The organism is Microbacterium sp., assembly GCF_029263575.1.
GTDB lineage: Bacteria > Actinomycetota > Actinomycetes > Actinomycetales > Microbacteriaceae > Microbacterium.
On sequence record NZ_JAJUFV010000002.1, the window covers coordinates 18220 to 37282 of the forward strand.

At 64.2% G+C, this 19063-nt stretch carries 4 protein-coding genes; all 4 read right to left on the bottom strand.

Annotation, left to right across the window (positions count from 1 at the left end; genetic code table 11):
• From Q1J95_RS00345 to Q1J95_RS00360, 4 genes are read right to left on the bottom strand one after another with little or no spacing between them, the layout of a single operon-like run.
• Complete coding sequence (locus tag Q1J95_RS00345; RefSeq protein ID WP_300264883.1) at nucleotides 1–3204, bottom strand: amino acid adenylation domain-containing protein; 3204 nt, start codon at nucleotides 3202–3204, stop codon at nucleotides 1–3.
• Nucleotides 3201–9977, bottom strand: a complete 6777-nt coding sequence (locus Q1J95_RS00350) for a non-ribosomal peptide synthetase (RefSeq protein WP_300264886.1) — start codon at nucleotides 9975–9977, stop codon at nucleotides 3201–3203. The genes Q1J95_RS00345 and Q1J95_RS00350 overlap by 4 nt, the downstream gene beginning before the upstream one ends.
• Nucleotides 9970–14574, bottom strand: a complete 4605-nt coding sequence (locus Q1J95_RS00355; RefSeq protein ID WP_300264889.1) for an SDR family NAD(P)-dependent oxidoreductase — start codon at nucleotides 14572–14574, stop codon at nucleotides 9970–9972. The genes Q1J95_RS00350 and Q1J95_RS00355 overlap by 8 nt, the downstream gene beginning before the upstream one ends.
• A 12-nt stretch (nucleotides 14575–14586) precedes the next feature.
• Nucleotides 14587–19053 carry a type I polyketide synthase gene (locus Q1J95_RS00360; RefSeq protein ID WP_300264892.1) on the bottom strand — a complete coding sequence of 1489 codons (4467 nt, stop codon included), beginning with the start codon at nucleotides 19051–19053 and terminating at the stop codon, nucleotides 14587–14589.
• Between the last annotated feature and the right edge of the window lie 10 nt (nucleotides 19054–19063).

Genomic DNA, 19063 nt, shown 5'->3' on the forward strand with positions numbered 1-19063 from the left:
TCAGTCCTCTTCCTCAAGATCAAGGGCAAGTCGGTTCAGCATGGACGGCGCCGCAACCAGGGATGCGTCATCGTCAACGTCGTCGGCCGATTCGGTTGCATTTGGCGTTGTCAGGCGCACGATGCGCTCGTCCAGCGCTCGCACCGTGGTGTGTTCGAACAGCTCGGTCACGGCCAACTCGACGCCGAGCTCGGCGCGGATGCGGTTGTTCACCGTGAGCAGAGTGAGCGAGTTGAGCCCGAGATCAAAGAAGTTTGCCTGCACGTCGACGGATGCCACTTCAAGCACATCGGCGAAGATCTGCGCGAGTACCGCGCCGCTGCTTCCGGGAGCCGCAGTCACCGGCACCGGCGTCGTGCTCGGCTCGGTGGTGACGGCCGCCAGCAGCTGCGCGCGATCGACCTTGCCGTTGCGAGTGAGCGGGATCGTGTCAACACGATCGATCGATGAGGGAACAAGATACGCAGGCAGTGCGGCTCCGAGCAGACGCCTCACCTCTGCCGGCGCAGGGTCACCGTGCGTCGTGAAGAATCCTGCCAGGCGCAACGCTCCCGCCGTCTCGATCGCGAGCACGGCCGCTGTGCTGACACCCGCCACTGCTGTGAGAGCGCGTTCTACCTCGCCAATCTCGACACGGTAGCCGTTGATCTTTACCTGGTCGTCTGCGCGGCCGAGGTACACGAGCGTCCCATCAGCACGCGAGCGCACCAGGTCGCCCGTCCGATACACCCGCGCACTGCCGACAGCTGCGAGTGAGATAAAGCGTTCAGCTGTGAGCTCTGGGCGCTGCAAGTATCCGGCGGCGACGCCCGCGCCTCCGACACACAGTTCGCCGAGCGCTCCCGGGGGCAACAGATTGAAACCACGATCGACGACGAAAGCACTCGAGTGTGCAAGGGGGCGGCCAATCGGAATCGGCCCACCGCGCAGATCGTCGGGGGTGATCTCGTGCGTCGTCGAGAACGTGGTGTTCTCTGTGGGACCATAGCCGTTCGTGATGCGCAGTCCGGGACAAGCCGCCTGGACCCGCTCCACCTGGCGCGGTGCGAGCGCGCTTCCTCCGATGAGGAGGTGGTCGAGATCCACAAACAGGGCCGGGTCGAGATCCGCGAGCTGATTGAACAGCCCGACGGTGAGCCACATCGCCGTGATGGCTCGCTCGGCGATTACCGACCGCAGACGATTCCCGTCGAGGACGTCCATCTCGTCGGCGAAGACGAGAGTGGCGCCGGATAGCAGCGCTCCCCACATTTCGAACGTGAAGGCGTCGAAAGCCGGTGAGCTGGTATGCAGGATGCGCTGTGCCGGGGTGAAGTCGAAATAACTCTGATCAGTGACCAGGCGCACCACGTTGCGGTGCGTGATGATGCACCCCTTCGGTGTGCCGGTCGACCCCGAGGTGTACATCACATATGCGGGAGCGTCGGGCGTGGGGATTCGCGTGATCACGGCCGAGGTTCCGAGCCTTTGCACGTCGACACTGAGTAAGCGCAGATCAGTGGGGATTCGCGACGCACGATCGTGGTCGACGCAGACGACGACGGCCTCGGCATCGCGCAAGATTGTCGCGATCCTCGAATCCGGATCCTTTCCATCGAGCGGCAAGTATGCCCGACCCGACATGAGCACACCCAGTAGCGCGGCCACGAGGTTCGGGGATCGGCCCACGAGCACGCCAACGGGGGCATCGCTGCCCGCTGCCGCTGACTCGACCTCGGTGGCTATCCGGCGGGCCCGATCGTCGAGCTCGCGGTAGCTCAGAGAATCCGGTCCGGCATCCAGCGCGATAGCCTCCGGAGTCGACTGCACCCAGCGTGCGAACTCTTCCAGAATCGTACTGTCGATGATGCCTTCGTGAATGTCGACGTTTGATGCTTCGACAAGGGCGATCTCATCGAGCGCGAGCGCGGGCTGGTCCAGAGCGATGGTCAGGATGCGCACCAGGCCGTCGGCCAGCATCTGCACCCGTTCCTGGGGCAAGCGTGCCTCGTCATACGTGAACGTGACGGTCGGCGTATCGCCCGGGTTGACGACCACGTGCAGGGCGTAAGGTGTGCGTTCGAAGACATCCAACCCGGTGACCCGCAGCCGTTCGTCGTCGTCGTCACTCACGAAGGATTCGACCGGCGGATAGTTCTCAAATGCGAGCACGTGATCGATCAGCTCGCCTGCCCCGGGCACCAGCGCAGCCACCTCGTACAGCGGATGATGCGCGTGAGCCGTTGCGAGCCGGGAGTCCTCGTGCACGGCACGGCACATTTGCTCAAAGTTCGCATCTGCTGTGCTGGTCACGCGGACGGGCGATGTATTGACGAAGAGCCCCACCATGTGTTCGATGCCCTCAACAGGTACGGCACGACCGGAAACCACGCTTCCGAAGACCACATCGTCGCTGTACGCCACCTTTTGAAGCAATACGCCCCAGGCGGCATGAAAGATCGTACTTGCGCTGACGCGCCACTCACGTGAGGCGCGTGCCATGGCACTGACGACCTCGCTGCCGAGCTGCACGGTGTGCATTCGCGTGACGGTGGCATCAACCGACACCGCCGCGTCTACGGGGATGAGCGTTTTGCGTTCATAACCGCTCAGCCGCTCCGTCCAGAAATGCTCAGCGTCGGCGCTGGGAACCGACTGGCACCAGTCGATATAGCGGCCGAAAGGATGCTCTTCCCGACGCTGTATGATCTCACCGCGTTCCTGTGCCTCGCCGAGATACTCGAACAGTGTCGCGAAGAGCGGCCCGAGCGACCAGCCATCGAGCACGATGTGATGAAAGGTCAGCAGCAGATGCGTGGTGTCGTCGTCGACGAGAAGTACAGTGGCGCGCATCAGCGGGTCAGCCGCGAGGTCGAATCCGCGAAAGCGATCGGCAGCCTTCACATCGTCGAGTCGAGACAGCGCATCGCGGTCTCTGCGCAGATCGACCACCTCGACCGGCATGGTGCGCTCGCGCATCACCACTTGGAAGGGGTCGTCCGTGTTTCGATACGAAATTGCTGTGCGCAGCACCGCGAAGTGCGCGCAGGTCGCAGCCAAAGCCTGGTGCAATGCGTCGAGCGGCAGCGTGCCGACGAGAGTGAAATCGAACTGCTCGATGTAGGCGTCGCTGTCAGGGTCACGAACAGTGCTGAAGTACATGCCCTTCTGCATCGCGGTCAACCGATTGATCGACTCGACGGCGGGCGCGGCGGTGTCTGTCATGAGTTCCTCAGTGCGTTGTCAGCGCCGGAAGCGCTGTGCGTTGGAGTGTTCGAAACGGATGCGTCAACCGCTGAACCGAGATCGAGACCGGCGAGAATATCTGCCAGAGTGTCGGCGCCGAGATCAGCGGGCGCGATAACTGACCGCGCCTGTGTGGAGGCGAAGGCATCGAAGACCTCGGTGAATGCCGAATCGAGTGCCATCGAGAAGGCCGGCGCAATCGGATCATTCGCCGGCAGGCGCACCTCAACCACCAGCGCGTCCGTCCGCAGCTCCGCGACCACATCGATCCAGATGTCTGAGGCGTAGTGCGCATCCACCGTCATCTCAGCGGGAAGGTGCTCAACCTCGAGCACAGACGACGATGCCCCGCCCGAGTGCTCCTGAGTCCCCAAGAAATTCACGCGCAGCTGTGGGCGCATGGCTTCCAGCAGCGAGCGATCGTCGTCATCGAGATCGTCGTGCTGAATCAGAGGCCGAAAGCCCGTGCCGTGTGCCGGAAGCTCGTCGATATCTCGACGCAGCTGCTTCGCGTCGGCAACAGCATCCGTGGTCACCGCGACCAGCTGAGGATAGACCGTCGTGAACCAGCCGACGGTTCGGGACACCTCGGCGGCATCGCCGAGAGCGTCTCGCCCATGCCCCTCGCGAGCCACGAGCAACTGCGATCTGCTCCCCCACTGCGCGGCTGCTCGCGCCATCACAAGCACGACGACGTCGTCGCGGCCGAGACCGGCATGCTCCTGCGCGGCTTCGAACAGCGCCGTAGCGCGTTCGCCATCGATCACGTGTTGCATCTGTACGGTCTCATCGCGTCGCAGCTCACCACGAGTGAACAGTTCGACCTCATATGTCGCACGTGCCGCGAGCGCCCGCCAGTAGGGCAGCTCGCTGCGGCGTTGGCCGCGAGCTGATTTCTCTGCCATCTCCGCGGACCATTGCGCTATTGGCCGCGTCGCCACCGGGTCGATACTTTCGCCGCTCAACGTGCCGACGATCTCAGGCAGCAGCACCGTCCACGACACGACATCGACGCTGAGGTGATGGGCTGCGAAGACGATGTAATCGTCCTCGACACCGGCTGCGATGAGCGGGCCGTGCTGCTCGTCTACAGCTGCCTGCACCGCCGCGATCGGGTCGTCGATGTCATCGGCGCGGGCGTCGATCACGATCGGTGCCACCAGCTGATCTGTCGAACGCAGCCTCAGGGTGCGGCGCGCGGTAAGCGTCGTGCGCAACGCCTCATGACGCTCCACTGCCTGCTCCAGAGCGCTACGCACGGCCGTGGCCGGCACAGACGAGTCGAGGCGCACGCGGATGCTCTGTGTAAAGAGCTTCCCGCTATTGTGCTCCTCATCGAGGTAGGCCTGCTGTGCTGGAGAGGGCGTCACCACACCGAGCGGTGTCGACTGAACAACTTCCCTGACGCGCTCGACGCTTGCGCCACCTGATCGCGACCGGTCTGAGAAACGATCCGCTAGCGTGCGAATGGTCTCGTCTCCGAGAAGGTCAGCGACCTCGATCTCGATCCCCTTATCGCGAAGCCCGGCTACGACCTGGATCGCCTTGATCGAGTCGCCCCCGGCTTCGTAGAAGACGGCATCGATGTCATGCACGACAACGCCCAGGCAATCCGACCACACCGATCGAATGTCGTCGATCAACGAGTCCGCGATAACGTCACTTACCTCAACGGGCTGCGGCGTCGGTGCCACGTCCTCGCGCGCAGCCAGTGCTGCCACATCGACCTTGCCGTTGGGCGTCAGCGGCACCTCGTCCACTTTCGTAAGGAACGCGGGCACCATGTAATCGGGCAGCTCCCGGCGCAGGTGCGTGCGCAGCTCGACGGATGTCGGCCCGTCAACGCCTCCGGTGAACCACAGGCACAGGCTCGGCGTCGCCCCACCGCGTGCGAGCACGGCGGCGTGAGCCCACGTCACTCCTGCGGCACGGCAGGCGCTGCGGGCGATCTCCTGCGGTTCGATGCGGAAGCCACGCACCTTCACCTGGTCGTCGATCCGACCGCGGTGGTAGAAGCATCCGTCTGACCCCAGCACTGCCAGATCTCCGGTGCGGTAGAGGCGCTCGCCGGGCGCCGCCGGAAGCGAGACGAACTTCTCGGCCTGCAGCTCGGGCCGGTTGACATAGCCGTCAGCCACGCCGCGTCCGCCCACGTAGAGTTCGCCTTCGACACCGACCGGGCACGGGGCTCCCGTGGCATCCAATACTCGAATGGTTGTCGAATCGAGAGGACGACCGATGGGAAGGGGGTCAGAGCTGGCGGCATCCACTTCCGTCACGGTCGCGAACACGCTCGTCTCCGTCGGACCGTATGCATGGATGAAGGTCGTGTTCGTGAAGGTCAGGCACGCACGCTGCACGTGCGGGTACGAGGCGGTCTCCCCGCCAAAAATAATTCGGCGCACGGCTCCCAATGCCTGCGAGTCATGCTCGACGAGCACGTTGAACAGTGCGGTCGTGATGAAGAAGGTCGTGATGCACTCGCGGTCGATGAGCTCGACCAGACGAGGTACGTCGGCGGCTGTCTCTGCCTCGGCGATCACGACGCGTGCACCGTTGAGCAGAGCGCCGTAAAGGTCATAGACAGAGCCGTCGAATGAGTAGTCCGAGATCATGAGGAAGGTGTCGTCCTCGTGCACGGGCGCATACCAGGCGTCCACCACGACCCGCAGGATTCCCTCCTGACGGATGACAATTCCCTTCGGACGCCCCGTCGTGCCAGAGGTGTACATGACGTAAAGCGGATCGGCTGGCGAGGTCTCACGAACGGCGGGGCGTGGAGCATCCGCCGCCGCGCGGCACTCGGCGACGTCGATCACCGCTGTTGCCGCTGGCGCTGCCCGCTCGGCCGCATCGCGACGATCCTGATCGCACAGCACCAGACGGGCTTCAGAGTCCGTCAGGATGCCGCGCAGTCGTTCATCGGGAAAAGTGGTGTTCAACGGCACATACACGCCACCGGCCGCGCAGACAGCCAGCATGGCCGCCATCATCTCAGGGCCGCGCCCGACGAGAATACCGACGCGATCACCCGGCATCACGCCTCGTGCGTGCAGGCCACAGCGCAGAATCTCGATGCGCTCACGAAGCTCGCCATAGCTTGTGCGTCGTCCTCGGTATACGATCGCATCCCGCTCGGGGTCACGTTTGGCCATGTCAAGGAACCTGCTGAACACGCCCTCCGGCTGACGCTTGTCCAGTTCTGCCGCCGGCGAAACCGCGTAGCTGCGGATGAGATCGCGCTCACGCGCATCCATGCGCTCCAGCGAATCACGTGACGAAGAGGCGTCGGATGCGATGAACTGACGCAGCACATGGACGAAGCGATCCGCGTAGAGCTCGATCGTCTCCGCGCGAAACAGTGCTGTCGCGTACTCCCACTCCAGCGCGAGTCCGCCAGCGGCGGGGCGTGCTGACAGGGTGATGTCGAATTTGGCGGTGCCCGTGTGGAACGGCACCTGTCGCTCGCCGTCGCTCTCTAACGCCATATCGATGTTCTGATGCGCGAAGTATACGTCGAACATCGGGCGCCTGCCTGCCAGGCGCGGGGCGTCCACTGCGGCGGCAAGCGACTCAAGCGGGAAACTCTGGTGCGCCACGGCTTCGCGCACACGCTCGCCTGTGCGCGAGACCACATCGGCGATCGTGTCGCTCTCTTTCGTATCGATGCGGACGGCGACGGTGTTCACGAACATCCCGACCAGATCGTCGGAGCCCGGTGCCGTGCGTCCCGTCACAGGCATGCCGATCACGATGTCTTCTTGGCCACTGGCTATCGCCAGAACGCGGTGGTAAGCGGCAAGCAAAACCGCCGTCAGTGTCACACCGCGTGCGCGTGCCCAGGCAGTCAGTGCGGCGAGCATGTCATCCTCGACCACACGCACGTGCTGCGTTCCGTCGACCGACAGCGTCGTCGGCCGACGGAAGTCTGTGTTGAGGTCGAGAACGGGCACACCATCCGAAAAACGCTCACGCCAGTAGCCGCGGTGCTCGATCATCGCGGCATCCGTGTGCGCAAATACCGAATCACGAGCGATCTGTTCGGCGTCGGGCAACGCCGGCAGCGCCGCAGAGTCAAGCAAGTGACGCAGATCGCGGAAGAGCACACCCATCGACATTCCGTCGGTGACGAGATGGTGCATGTCGATGGCCACGCCACTGGTGCCGTCGGCAAACTCGGCATAGCCGACTCTGATGAGCGGCGCCCGAGTCAGCTCGAACGGGCGCACCCACTCTGACATCGCCTGGGCTGCGACAGCCTCATGCTCGTCGGTCGTCTCCGGGTCAGCCAGGGTGAGCCTGTCGATCTGGACGGATGCTGTGGCATGCACGCGCTGCACTGGCGTGCCATCGATCAGGTGGAACGAGGTGCGAAGGGCAGGGTGACGGGCAATCAGTGCGTCCAGCGCCGCCTGCAGAGCGGAAACACTCTGAGGCTCAGGGGCCAGGAGCATGCCCGAGACGTTGTAGTTCACCGAGTCATGGAAGTACTGCGCTGAGGTGAAGATGCTGCGCTGTTGCGGCGTGATCGGAAGGTCGATCGATTCGCTTTCTCCCCCGCTCACCGACTCTTGCGCTGCGCGCTCAGACAGCGTCTCCGGGCTGAAGTTGCCTTCCTGATGCAGCGCGCGAACGAAGTCAGCCAGCTGCGGCTGTTCCAAGATCGCAGTCTCCGAGATCGCTGAACCGAGAACCGCACTCGCCTGCTGCGTGAGTTTGACCGCTGTGATTGAGTCTCCGCCCAGTGCAAAGAAGTCAGCTGATTCATCGATGTGTGCGTAGCCGAGAACGCCGCTCCATACGGCGCGCATCGCGTTCGTGAGCGGGTCGCCGTCGCGGCGTAGCGCGTCGGCGAGGATGCTCGTCGGATCGGAACCGGATGCGGCCGAGCGTCCGGCGAGGACGGCTGTCGGAGCACTAGCTGATCGTTCCTCCCACACGCGCGTGCGGCGAAGAGGTTGCGGAGGTAGCGGGATTCGTCGTCCGTCATCCGTGGCGAAGAATTCTTCTGCCGTCGGATCGCCGCCAGCGAGGTATCGCGACAGCGCACCGTGAGCGCTCGTCGAATCGAACCGGACCACGGCGTCATCGCCGCGGCGCAGCACTGCTTCGTCGATTCGACTCTCGGCGACAGAGCGCAGCGCGCTTCGCAGCCCATCTCGGTCACGAGCATGCACGACAACACGGGTCTCGTGGTGCTCGCGCCCCTGCACGGCGGTGAAGAGAATGTCTTCCATAGCCAGCTCGCTGTTCGCGGTCAGATGGCTCTCCAGTGCGCTCGCGGCGCGTGCGAGCAGGTCTTCATCGCGTGCTGAGAGCGGCAGGAAATAGTTCTCGCGCTGCGCTACACGCTCGCGCTTGTGCTCGTGACCTGCCAGGACCACATGGCAGTTCGTTCCGCTCAGGCTGAAGCTGCTCACTCCGGCGCGTCGTTCAGCGATCGGTGTGGCCCACTCGGTCGTGCGATCGACAACGTATACGGGAGAGCCGGAGGGATCGCTTAGAGGATTGGGGGCGGTGAAGTTCACCGTCGGCGTCATCACACCCCGCTCGATCGTCAGAAGCGTCTTGATGAGCGACGCGAGCCCTGCTGCCCCGACGCTGTGCCCGATGTTCGACTTGACCGATCCGATTCCGCAGAACTGTCGACGATCGGTCGACTGCGCGAAGGCAGCTGCCAGCCCCTTCAGCTCGATCGGGTCGCCGATCGTGGTGCCGGTGCCGTGCGCTTCGATGTACTCGATCGACTCGGGCACCACTTTGGCGCGCGACCAGGCCTGCACAAGAAGATCACGCTGTGCGGTGGCGTTCGGGGCTGTGAGACCGTTGCTCTTGCCATCGTTGTTGACCGCGCTGCCCAGAATGACACCGTAGATGTGGTCGCGATCGCGCTGCGCCGCGTCAAGCGGTTTGATGTACACGGCCGCCACGCCCTCGCTCCAGACCGTGCCGTCGGCGGCGGCGTCGAAGGGGCGCACGCGGCTGCCATCGGATTCTGTCTCGTTGCCGATGCTCGACGGTGAGAGGAAGAGGTTCGCGCCGGCGACGAAGGCCGTGTCGCAGTCGCCCTGCGAGATCGCCTTGATCGCAGCGTCCAACGCTACGAGGCTCGACGAGCATCCGGTATCGATGACCTGTGCCGGACCGCGCAAATTGAGGTGATAAGACAGCCTGCTGGCGAGGATACCGGTCCACGACCCGGTGATGCCGCCAAAGTCAGTCTCCTCGAGAAATGGCAGATACGACGTGATCAGACGATGCGTATGGTCATTGCCGACGAACACGCCCGTTCGGGACCCCTGAAGCTGGTCTCGCGGGTGGCCGGCGTCGTCCATCGCCTCGATGAGCGCATGCATCAACACCCGATGGTAGGGATCGATCTGCTGGGCCGTACGCGGTGGGATCCCAAAGTACTCGGCATCGAACTCGTCGATGGCCTCGAGATATCCGCCGCGGCGTACATTCGCGGCTGCGTCCGGGTCAACCCGCAGCAGATCCGCCAGACGGTCAGAAGGGAACTCGCCGATCGACTCACGCCCTTCGGACAGTGCGTCCCAGAATTCTTCTTTGCTCTCACCACCCGGGAATCGGCAGGCTATGCCGACGACGGCCATAGGTGTCGACTCCGGTCGCGACGAAGCCAGCGATGCAACGAACTGTCGGGCGCGGTCGGCATCGAGTCGACGCTCCTTCGCCTCCAACAGCACGTAGCGCAGCAGATCCTTGCGGGCATCCGTCACGGTCTCACTCATGGCTGGCTACCCCCTCGTTAGCGAACATGGCGCTGAGCTCGTCGTCTCGTAGCTCGGCGAGAACTTCGCCGAGCAGGTCATCGCGCGGGCTCTCGGTTGCCGGCTCTTCCTGCCCGGTCGACGAAGCGATGAAGTCAGCGAGGTCGACGACCGTGGAATACGAGAAGAGATCAGCGATGTCGACGACGCCCGGATAGCGTTCGCCAAGCACACCCAGCAACTGCGTGGTCACCAGGGAGTTGCCGCCGAGCTCCTGGAAAGATGCGAAGGCATCGATCTTCGACAGGCCGAGAACCGCCCCATAGCACGAGCCCACCGCGACCTGCACCGGGGTGGGATCTGCGATCCCGGTCAGTTGCACGCTCGTGATCTCATCACCGGAGGGGATGTTCTCCGGCTTCGCGGCGATCTGCGCGGCGACCTCGGCAGGGATCTCAAAGGGCAAGCCCGCCGCCTCGTCTGCCAGCACACGTGTGTCGAACGTCGAGGGCACGATGTCGTCGGCGGGCTCTGCGAGCACGCCCAGCAGCCACTGAAAGCCGTCGTCCAGCGAGATCGAGCGCACAGGCGCCTGATCGTCGACGCCATGCTCCACGGCCATGCCCGCGCCCGACCATGCTGGCCAACGAACGGATGCCGCGTGCACACCGCGCGAGCGCAGATCTGCAGCGAGGCCGTCCATATAGGCGTTCGCGGCGCAGTAGTCGCCCTGTCCCGGCCCACCGAGCAGTGAGGTGATCGACGAGAAGAACACGATTCGCCCCTGATCCGGCACCGTCAACAGCTGGGTGGCAGCGTGAGCACCCGAGACCTTGGGCGCCAGAACCGCGGCAAACTCCGCTTCCTCCTTGCGGGCGAGGAACCCAGCACCGGCGATGCCAGCAGCGTGCAGCACGATATCGATCGCGATCTGTTCGGTTCGCAGCCACTCGGTGAATGCGTGCACGTCATCTTCCCTGGCGAGGTCAACGCCGAACCACCGCGCTCCAGGGATTGCGTCGATGCGCGCACGTGTCGCCTCATCAGGGGTTCGCCGTGACAACAACAACAACCGTGCCGCACCGGCAGCGGCGAAGCGTTCGGCGAGAGCGAGGCCCAGACCGCCCGTTCCCCCGGTGATGACGATCGTGGCGCCTGTGACCGTGTGGTCTTCGACCGTGCGACCTGCGGCGAAGTCTGCGCGGCGGATGAGCACGCGCGATCCGACGACCGTTCGCGGCGTGGCACGATGAACGTCCACGATCTCGCGGACGAGCACGGCGTTATCGGCGTCGCGCCCGGCAGAGACGACATCGACCAGCAGGTTCTCATGCTCCTGTCCGACCACGATTCCTAGCGCCGCCGCAGCCGCCGCGGCCGGAGCAACACGGTCATCCGCCGAGAAAGACCAGGCGTCGCGAACCGCGATCTTCAGCCCCTCGGACGGTCGCACTCGACTGTCGACAAGGTGGCGCACGAATGAGAACAGCTGCCGAGCATCGGTTGCTTGCTGGCCATCGCCACCGTCAAACGCCCAGACGATGCCCTCCGCCCCTGCGGCTACACGATCCGTCACCGCAGTAAAGCTCGTCGCATCCGCTTCGATATCTCCCGTCAGTCGCACGACCTCGACGGCGCGGCCGACTGCCTCGAAGGTCTGCTCCCACTGGCGGCCCGCCGGGGAATCACAGATGACGAGAACCCACGACCCCTCGGATACGGCTACCTGCTCTGCATCCGGCACCTCGCGCCATGAGAACTCCAGGCTTCGCGGCGCACTGTCGAGTTGGAACCGGCTCCAGTCGACCCGCTTGACCGAGTAGTCGCGCACCTGTGCGAACACGTTTCCCTCGGCATCGACGAGATCGACGTCGTAGGTGATGACCTCATCACCATCGGCCCCGCGGCGCTTGGTGATGACGGAGTGGAACTCGTCAGGCATCGGCCCGTGCAGCACGAGCTCTTTATAGACATACGGCAGATAGGTGTGCTCGCCCATCTGCGATACGAGGTTGACGGCGTGATCTAGCATGGCCGGGTGAAGCGCGATCTCGCTCTCGCGTGACACACCATCACGCAGGCGGATGCGCGCTGTCGACTCGGTCTCACCGATCCAGGCTGCGCGAACGCAGTCCCACCGCGGCCCGAATTGAAAGACGTCGGTCTCGGGTTCGGCGTCATAGGGATCATGCACCTCGGCGGCGGCCGCTGCGATCGCGATGAGATCGAGCTCACGCCGCTGCACTGTCGAGTCTGACGCGCCGATACGACCCTCCACAAGCGGCACCGATTCGCCGTCTCGCGCGCCGGCGATACGGAACGCATATTCATTCCCATCGCGGGTGAGCGTCGTCGTCACGACGGCCGACTCATCTTCGTCGAGGGAAAGCGGGGTGAGGAAGAACACCTGCGAGAGGCGCATGTGCTCGGCACCCGTGACGTGTGCATAGGCCGCTCTGGCCATCTCCAGGTAGGTCGTGCCGGGAATGACCGCTGTGCGGTTGATGCGGTGGTCATCGAGCACCCAGTGCGTTCGCGGTGACATCGTGCTGGTGAAGACGATCTCGTCGGCCTCTGATGAAACGATCGTGCCGAGAATGGGGTGGCTGAAGGAGGTGGCGGGGCCCTGCAGTTGCACCCGCGACGTCAGAATCGGTGCCCAGTGCCGGTCGGGGGCATAAGGATAGGTCGGCAGCGGCACACGCCGACGGCTTTCGCGCGGATAGAACTCGGCGAAGTCGACCTGCGCTCCGGCGACATAGCATTGTCCGAGCCGCTCGAGGTGGCGAACATCGCCGTCACGCAGATAGTCGCCCAGTGCCGTCGCGGCATCCGCCGTGATGCTCCGGCGCTCTTCTGCCGTCAGCTCACCCGGTTCGCGATCGCGCTTTTTCGCACTCACCAGCGCATGCGAGCCGGCAAACACAGCTCGAGCAGGCCGCGAGGCGATGCCATCGCTGTACACCTCGCGCAGGCGGTCGCGGATCTCTTCGACCGAACGGGCGACGATGAGCAGACGATGCTCGTAGTGCCCGCGCCCGAGGTTCACGGTCGCACAGATGTCGTTGAGGCTGAACGGGGTGTTTTCGAGTGTCCGCGCGAAACGATCGACAAGTTGGCGAAGCGCAGTCGGCGTCTTCGCGCTGAGGGTGAACAGCGATGCGCTGTGCGCGGGCTCAGAAGGACGATACGCCGGCGCTTCTTCCAGCACCATGTGAGCGTTGGTGCGGATGAAGCCGAATGAGCTCACCCCGGCACGGCGGACCCCATCGACGGGCTCCCATTCCGACAGCCGGTCGTTGACGTACAGCGGACTTCCCGTGAAGTCGATGTAGGGGTTCGGCGATGCGAAATTGGCCGACGGCGCCAGCTGGCCTGCTTCGAGCATCTTGACGACCTTCGTCACGGCCGCGACGCCGGATGCCGCGACCATGTGCCCCATTGACGTCTTGAGCGAGCCGATTCCGCAGAACTGACGCGCCTGAGTGTGGCGGCGGAAGGCGTTCGTCAGGCCCTTCGCCTCGATGGGGTCACCGAGCACGGTACCGGTACCGTGCGCTTCGATATAGCTGATCGTCTCGGGATCCACGCTGGCGCGGGACCAGGCATCGAGGATCACACGTTCCTGCATGAGAGCGTTCGGCGCCGTGATGCTGTTCGAAGTGCCGTCGTTGTTGATGGCCGTGCCTTTGATGACGGCTCGGATGTGGTCTCCGTCGGCTAGTGCACGCGCCAGTGGCTTGAGCACGACGATGCCCGCTCCCTCGCCCCAGAGCGTGCCATCCGCGCGCGCATCGAAGGTACGAACAGTACTGGCACTGGATACGACGTTGTCCATGGAAGCGCCGTTGATGTGCTCGGGGCGAACCTCGCCGCCCGACGACAGGTTGATGCCACCCGCGAGGGCGACATCGCACTCCCCCAGAGTCAGGGACTGGATCGCCTGATGAATGCACACCGCGCCCGCAGAACAGGCTGTATCGGTCATCATGGACGGACCGGTGAAGTCGAACAGGTATGAGATGCGACTTGCGACCATGCCTTCCCATGAGCCAGACAACTGCATGGGGCTGCGTTCAGAGAACATCTTGTAGTAGGAGTAGTTCGTCTGGTCTCGCCCGACGAAAACTCCTGTTCTGCTCCCGCGCATAGCCTCGCCGCCGTATCCGGCGTTCTCCATCGCCTCGTAGGCGATCTCGAGAGCGACCCGCTGATGCGGGTCCATGTAGTCCGCCTCCAGCGGCGGGATCGAGAAGAACCCAGCGTCGAAAGTGTCGATGCGGTCCATGTACCCACTCAGGTCATAGATCCGATCGAGATCGGCCTCAGCCACGGGCGCACCAAGCAGAAGCTCGGCATGTGCGGGATTTCGAAGGATCTCGCGCTGGTCGTCTTTACGCAGCTGAGGGAAGTCACGCAAACAGTTCGCCCCCTCGACGAGGCTGTCCCAGTACTGCTCTTCGTCGCCTGCGGATGCGAAGCGTCCCGCCAGCCCGATGATCGCGATATCTTCCCGAACCGCCGCATCCGATATCTCCCGGAGGAGCTTTTTGGTCTGCGCGCGATCGATATTCTTCGCGACGTGCTGGGCAAGGATGAATTCTCGGACGTTTTGCATGGCATTCGCTTTCTAGATGAGCCCGGGCGATTCCTCGATGCTCAACTCGCCGCGTTCGATGCGGTCGAGCAGAGCGTCGAGATCGTCTTGATCGTCTGCGGAAGGTGTTGCGGAGCCAGCGGTGCGCTCTCGCAGCACCTCGGCCTGCGCGGACACCGTCGTGTAGCGGAAAAGATCAGTGATGTCGAGCGCTCCGGGGAAGCGCTCGTCAAAGATGCGCATCATCTGCGAGCTGATGAGCGAATTGCCCCCGAGCTGCTCGAAGTCCTCATGAGCGTCGAGTTCGTCGACGCCGAGACATTCTGCCCAGATAGCAGCGACCGCGCGGTCGATGTCATCAACATGCGCCAAGCCCAGGAGGCGAACATCTTCGCTTCGCGGCTGTGTGGCCGTCGACGATGTCGAGGTGCGCACCGACTGCAACGTGCCCGGCATGATCACCGCGGGCGCATCGCGCCAGTTGATGAGCCGCCGCAGCAGATCGATGCCGACGTCTGGGTCGAGTGGCACGAAACGATCCTGCTCGTCGACGGCACCGAGTCGGTGCGCCATACCGACCTCGCGCCAGGCCGGCCACTGCACGCTCACAGCAGGCATTCCATGACGTGCGCGATGGCGCGCGAGAGCGTCGAGAGACCTGTTCGCAGCCGTATAGTCGGACTGCCCGATATCAGCGGTCAGCGCTGCGATGCTGGAGAAGAGCACGAAGAAGTCAAGTTCGTCCTCAGCGGTCGCCGCGTGCAGATTCAACCCGCCGATCGCCTTGGGCGCGAAAACCGATTCAAACTGGGCTCTGGTCTTCGTGTGCAAATAGCCTGCACCGGGTCGACCCGCCACGTGCACGACCCCCGTGATACTGCCGTACCGCTCACGGACCTCAGCGACGACCTCGCGAGTGCGAGCCTCATCGGCGATATCGAAGCGTTCGACAACGATGCCGCTCGCCTCCAACAGCTCATCAGAACGAGGGGTATCAGTCACGGAGGAGCCGAACACGACGACCGAGTCGTAGCCATCTGCCTTGAACGCGAGCGCCGCTTCGCGTCCAAGAGCGCCGGTTCCGCCCGACACGATTACCGCTCCCTCGCCGTGGCTCTCACGCTCAATCAGGGGAATGGGTGCTGGGCGCAGATCGGTGACGTGGGCGATGCCGCCGCGATATGCCACAGCACGCGGACGTTTTGGACTGAGCATCTCGTCTACCAGCAGAACCGCTTCGCTCGCAGAGTCAATGTCGATGAGGCGGATCCCCAGCTCACGGAACTCGGTGGCGGCAACGTCGAAGAGACCGCCGACGGCGGCGTGGCCGGGGCTCGCGTCGTCGGCAGCGGGGTCAATCTCATACGCACCGCGTGTGATGATCGCAAGCCCATGTTCAAAGCCGACGCGGCGCGTGGCGATGAGATCGAGCACGTCGAGACCGGCTGTGATGGCACCGCGCGAAGCATCCGCAACAGCGCGCTCATCGGCGAGGGGAACGAAGTAGCCGAGCGCGAACTGCGCATCGGTGGCGACGTCTTCGGCGTCCACAGGATCCAGCACCCGGGTGACAGCCATTCCGCGCCGCTCAAGTTCGGCGACGAGCGCGTCACTGGTGGCGCTGACCCTGCCGATAACAAGCGCACGACCACCAGGTGTCGCTGTGCTGACCTCGGCCGCGTCAATTCGCTTCGCCACCGTGAGGTGGCCGTAACCGTCGTCGCGCTGGTCGCGAACCGCTGTGATGCAGTAACGCTCGGCGGTCAGCACGATCGCTCCGGCTGCGTCCGTGACGATGACGTCGAAGACGTGCATCCGCTTCTCGACCGACTCCGGACGGTGGATGAAATGTGCAAACGCTCGCGCAGGAAGCCTGCCGTACACCTGCAACTCACCGTATGAGAACGGCAGGTAGAGGGCTGCGTCTTCTGTCAGGTTGTTCGTCGCGTTCACGAGCAGATCCAACAGTGCCGGATGAAGCAGATGCTCATCGATCTCATGCGCGTTCTGCGGCGGCAGAGCAAAATCGAAAAGATACTCGGTCGCCGTCGCATTCGTCCTGCCCGAACGCGGGCCGTCAGTCCAGCGTGAGCCCAAGACGAGCCCGCGATCCACGTCATGATCATCGTCGAGATCTACCTCGACCGAGAGTCGATCCCTGATCGCTGCGAGATCCAGTGCCTCCGGAGTCTCGGCGTGCGAGGTGACCTCGAGCTCTGCGCGCACGTGCGTCGTCCATTCGCCGGTGTCGCCGCGCGAGACGATGCGCACGTCGTATTCATGCTCATGCGCATCGACCTCGCGCTCGTCGAGATGAATGTGCAGCTCGCGCGGCTCAGCGTCTTCGACCGTCACGGGTTCTTCGAACACCATCCGTCGGATCCGCACGGGCACCGCTTTCGCGCTCAGCGCGCTGGCCGCTGACAGCACGAGGTCGATGAGCCCCGTGCCAGGAAGCACGCTCACACCCTGAACACGGTGGTCTGACAGCAGCCAGTGCTCGCGTGCATCCAATCGATGCACTGCGACGGCGCGCCCCGCAGAGACCAGGATGCTGTTGTTCACGATGCTTGCCATAGCCGATGTCGTAGCTGCTCTCGGAACCCAGCAGTGGATGTCTTCGAAGGGGTAGGTGGGCAAGGCGATGCGGCGGCGCGATACGGCATGTGCGCGCCTGAAATCGACGTCGCCGCCGCGAGCATAGGCCTCGGCCAATGCTGTGGCCGTTTCGCGATCTGCCGCCTCACTGTGTTGGGCAGCGTGCGAATCGGCGCGCCGCGTGAGGGCCTCATGCTCAGCCTCGGTGAGATCGCCGTCACGGGCCCCCCGCTGCGTGCGCAGGACGACACGGAAGCTTCCCCGACTGACGGCGGGGTGAGCGTAGCCGTTCGAGAGGCAGCGCAGGGCATCGAGTAGCTCATCGTGATCGTCAAACACGATCCCCGCCCGCACGGAATGATGCGTGCGCCCCACGCCCGCGGTGTAGACCATGTCGTCGGCATCGATCGTGGCCGACTCGAGGAAGGCGACATACCGCTGCGCGAGCCGACCGAGCGCCAGATCATCCTGGGCGCTGAGCGGCAGCACGCGCGAGACGCCCTGACGACTCGCACCAGGAGTAACGGCGTCGGCGCTGCGCACGATGAGATGGCAGTTGGTGCCGCTGAGACCGAAGCTGCTGATGCCGGCGTGCAGGTGACGCTCATCGTCCCACGCAGTTGCCCTGTCATTGACATACAGCGGTGATCCCACGAAGTCGATCTGCGGATTCGGCTCGCGGAAGTTCAGGCTCGCCGGCAGCTCACGGTGCTGCATCGAGAGCACGACCTTCGCCAAGCCCGCCAGGCCCGCCGCGTTGTCCATGTGTCCGACGTTCGTCTTCACCGTTCCGACCGCGCAGAACTGCTGACGACTACTCCGCGCGCCGAACGCGCGTGTGATTCCAGAGATCTCGATAGGGTCCCCGAGGCGTGTCGCCGTACCGTGCGCCTCGACATAGCTGATGCGTTCGGCGGGTGTTTCGGCATCCGCCAGCGCCGCCTGAATGAGCTCGGCTTGTGCCGCAGCATCCGGCGCCGTGATTCCGTTCGACGTGCCGTCTTGATTGACAGCGCCGCCCAGGACGACAGCGCGCACGGTGTCACCGTCGCGCTCAGCGTGGTCGAGACGTTTTAGCACGAAGGCGAATGCGCCTTCTGCTCCTGTGGTGCCATCACTGCGCCGATCAAACGTGCGGGTACGGTGATCGGCGGCCTCCGTGGCTGCGATATCGACCACGCCGACGCCCTCGTGCTGCGCGATGACCGGCACCAGATCGCATTTGACTCCGCCCACGACCGCCATCGTGCACTCGCCTGACTGCAGCGCGCGCATGGCCGTATAGATCGCGACGAGCCCGGAAGAGCACGCGGTGTCGATCAACATCGCCGGCCCAGAGAAATCGAGCAGATAGGAGAGCCGACTCGCGATGATCGAGCGGACGTTGCCCGCAACGGCTGCCTCAGGCGGGCGCGGCTGCGATGCCTGCACGATCGAGCGGTAGTCGTGGCCGAAGTCCGACGACATTCCCACATAGACGCCGATACGCTGACCGCGGACGTCTTGACCGAGGTGTCCGGCATCCTCCAAGGCCTCCCACGCCGTCTGCAGGAAGATGCGCTGATTCGGATCGAGCATTCGCGCCTCCTGACGCGACATACCGAAGAAGCGGTGATCGAAATCCGCAACAGAGGGCAGGCGCGCGCCGCCGATGAGATCCGCATTGCTCAAGCTCGCTGTGCCGCGCGCGGCGAGGAAGTCCTCAACATCATCACGGCGTTGCCCGGCGATGCGGGTGAAATCCTGCTCACCGTCGCGCAGCAGCTGCCAGAACTGCGCCAGGTCGCGTGAGCGCCCCGCGCGCCCAGCCATGCCGACAATCGCGATCGGCTGCCGTGCATTCCCCGTATCCGGGCGGCCTTTCGCCAGAGCGACGTCTGTGAGATCCAGTATGCGGCTCATCGTTCGTTCG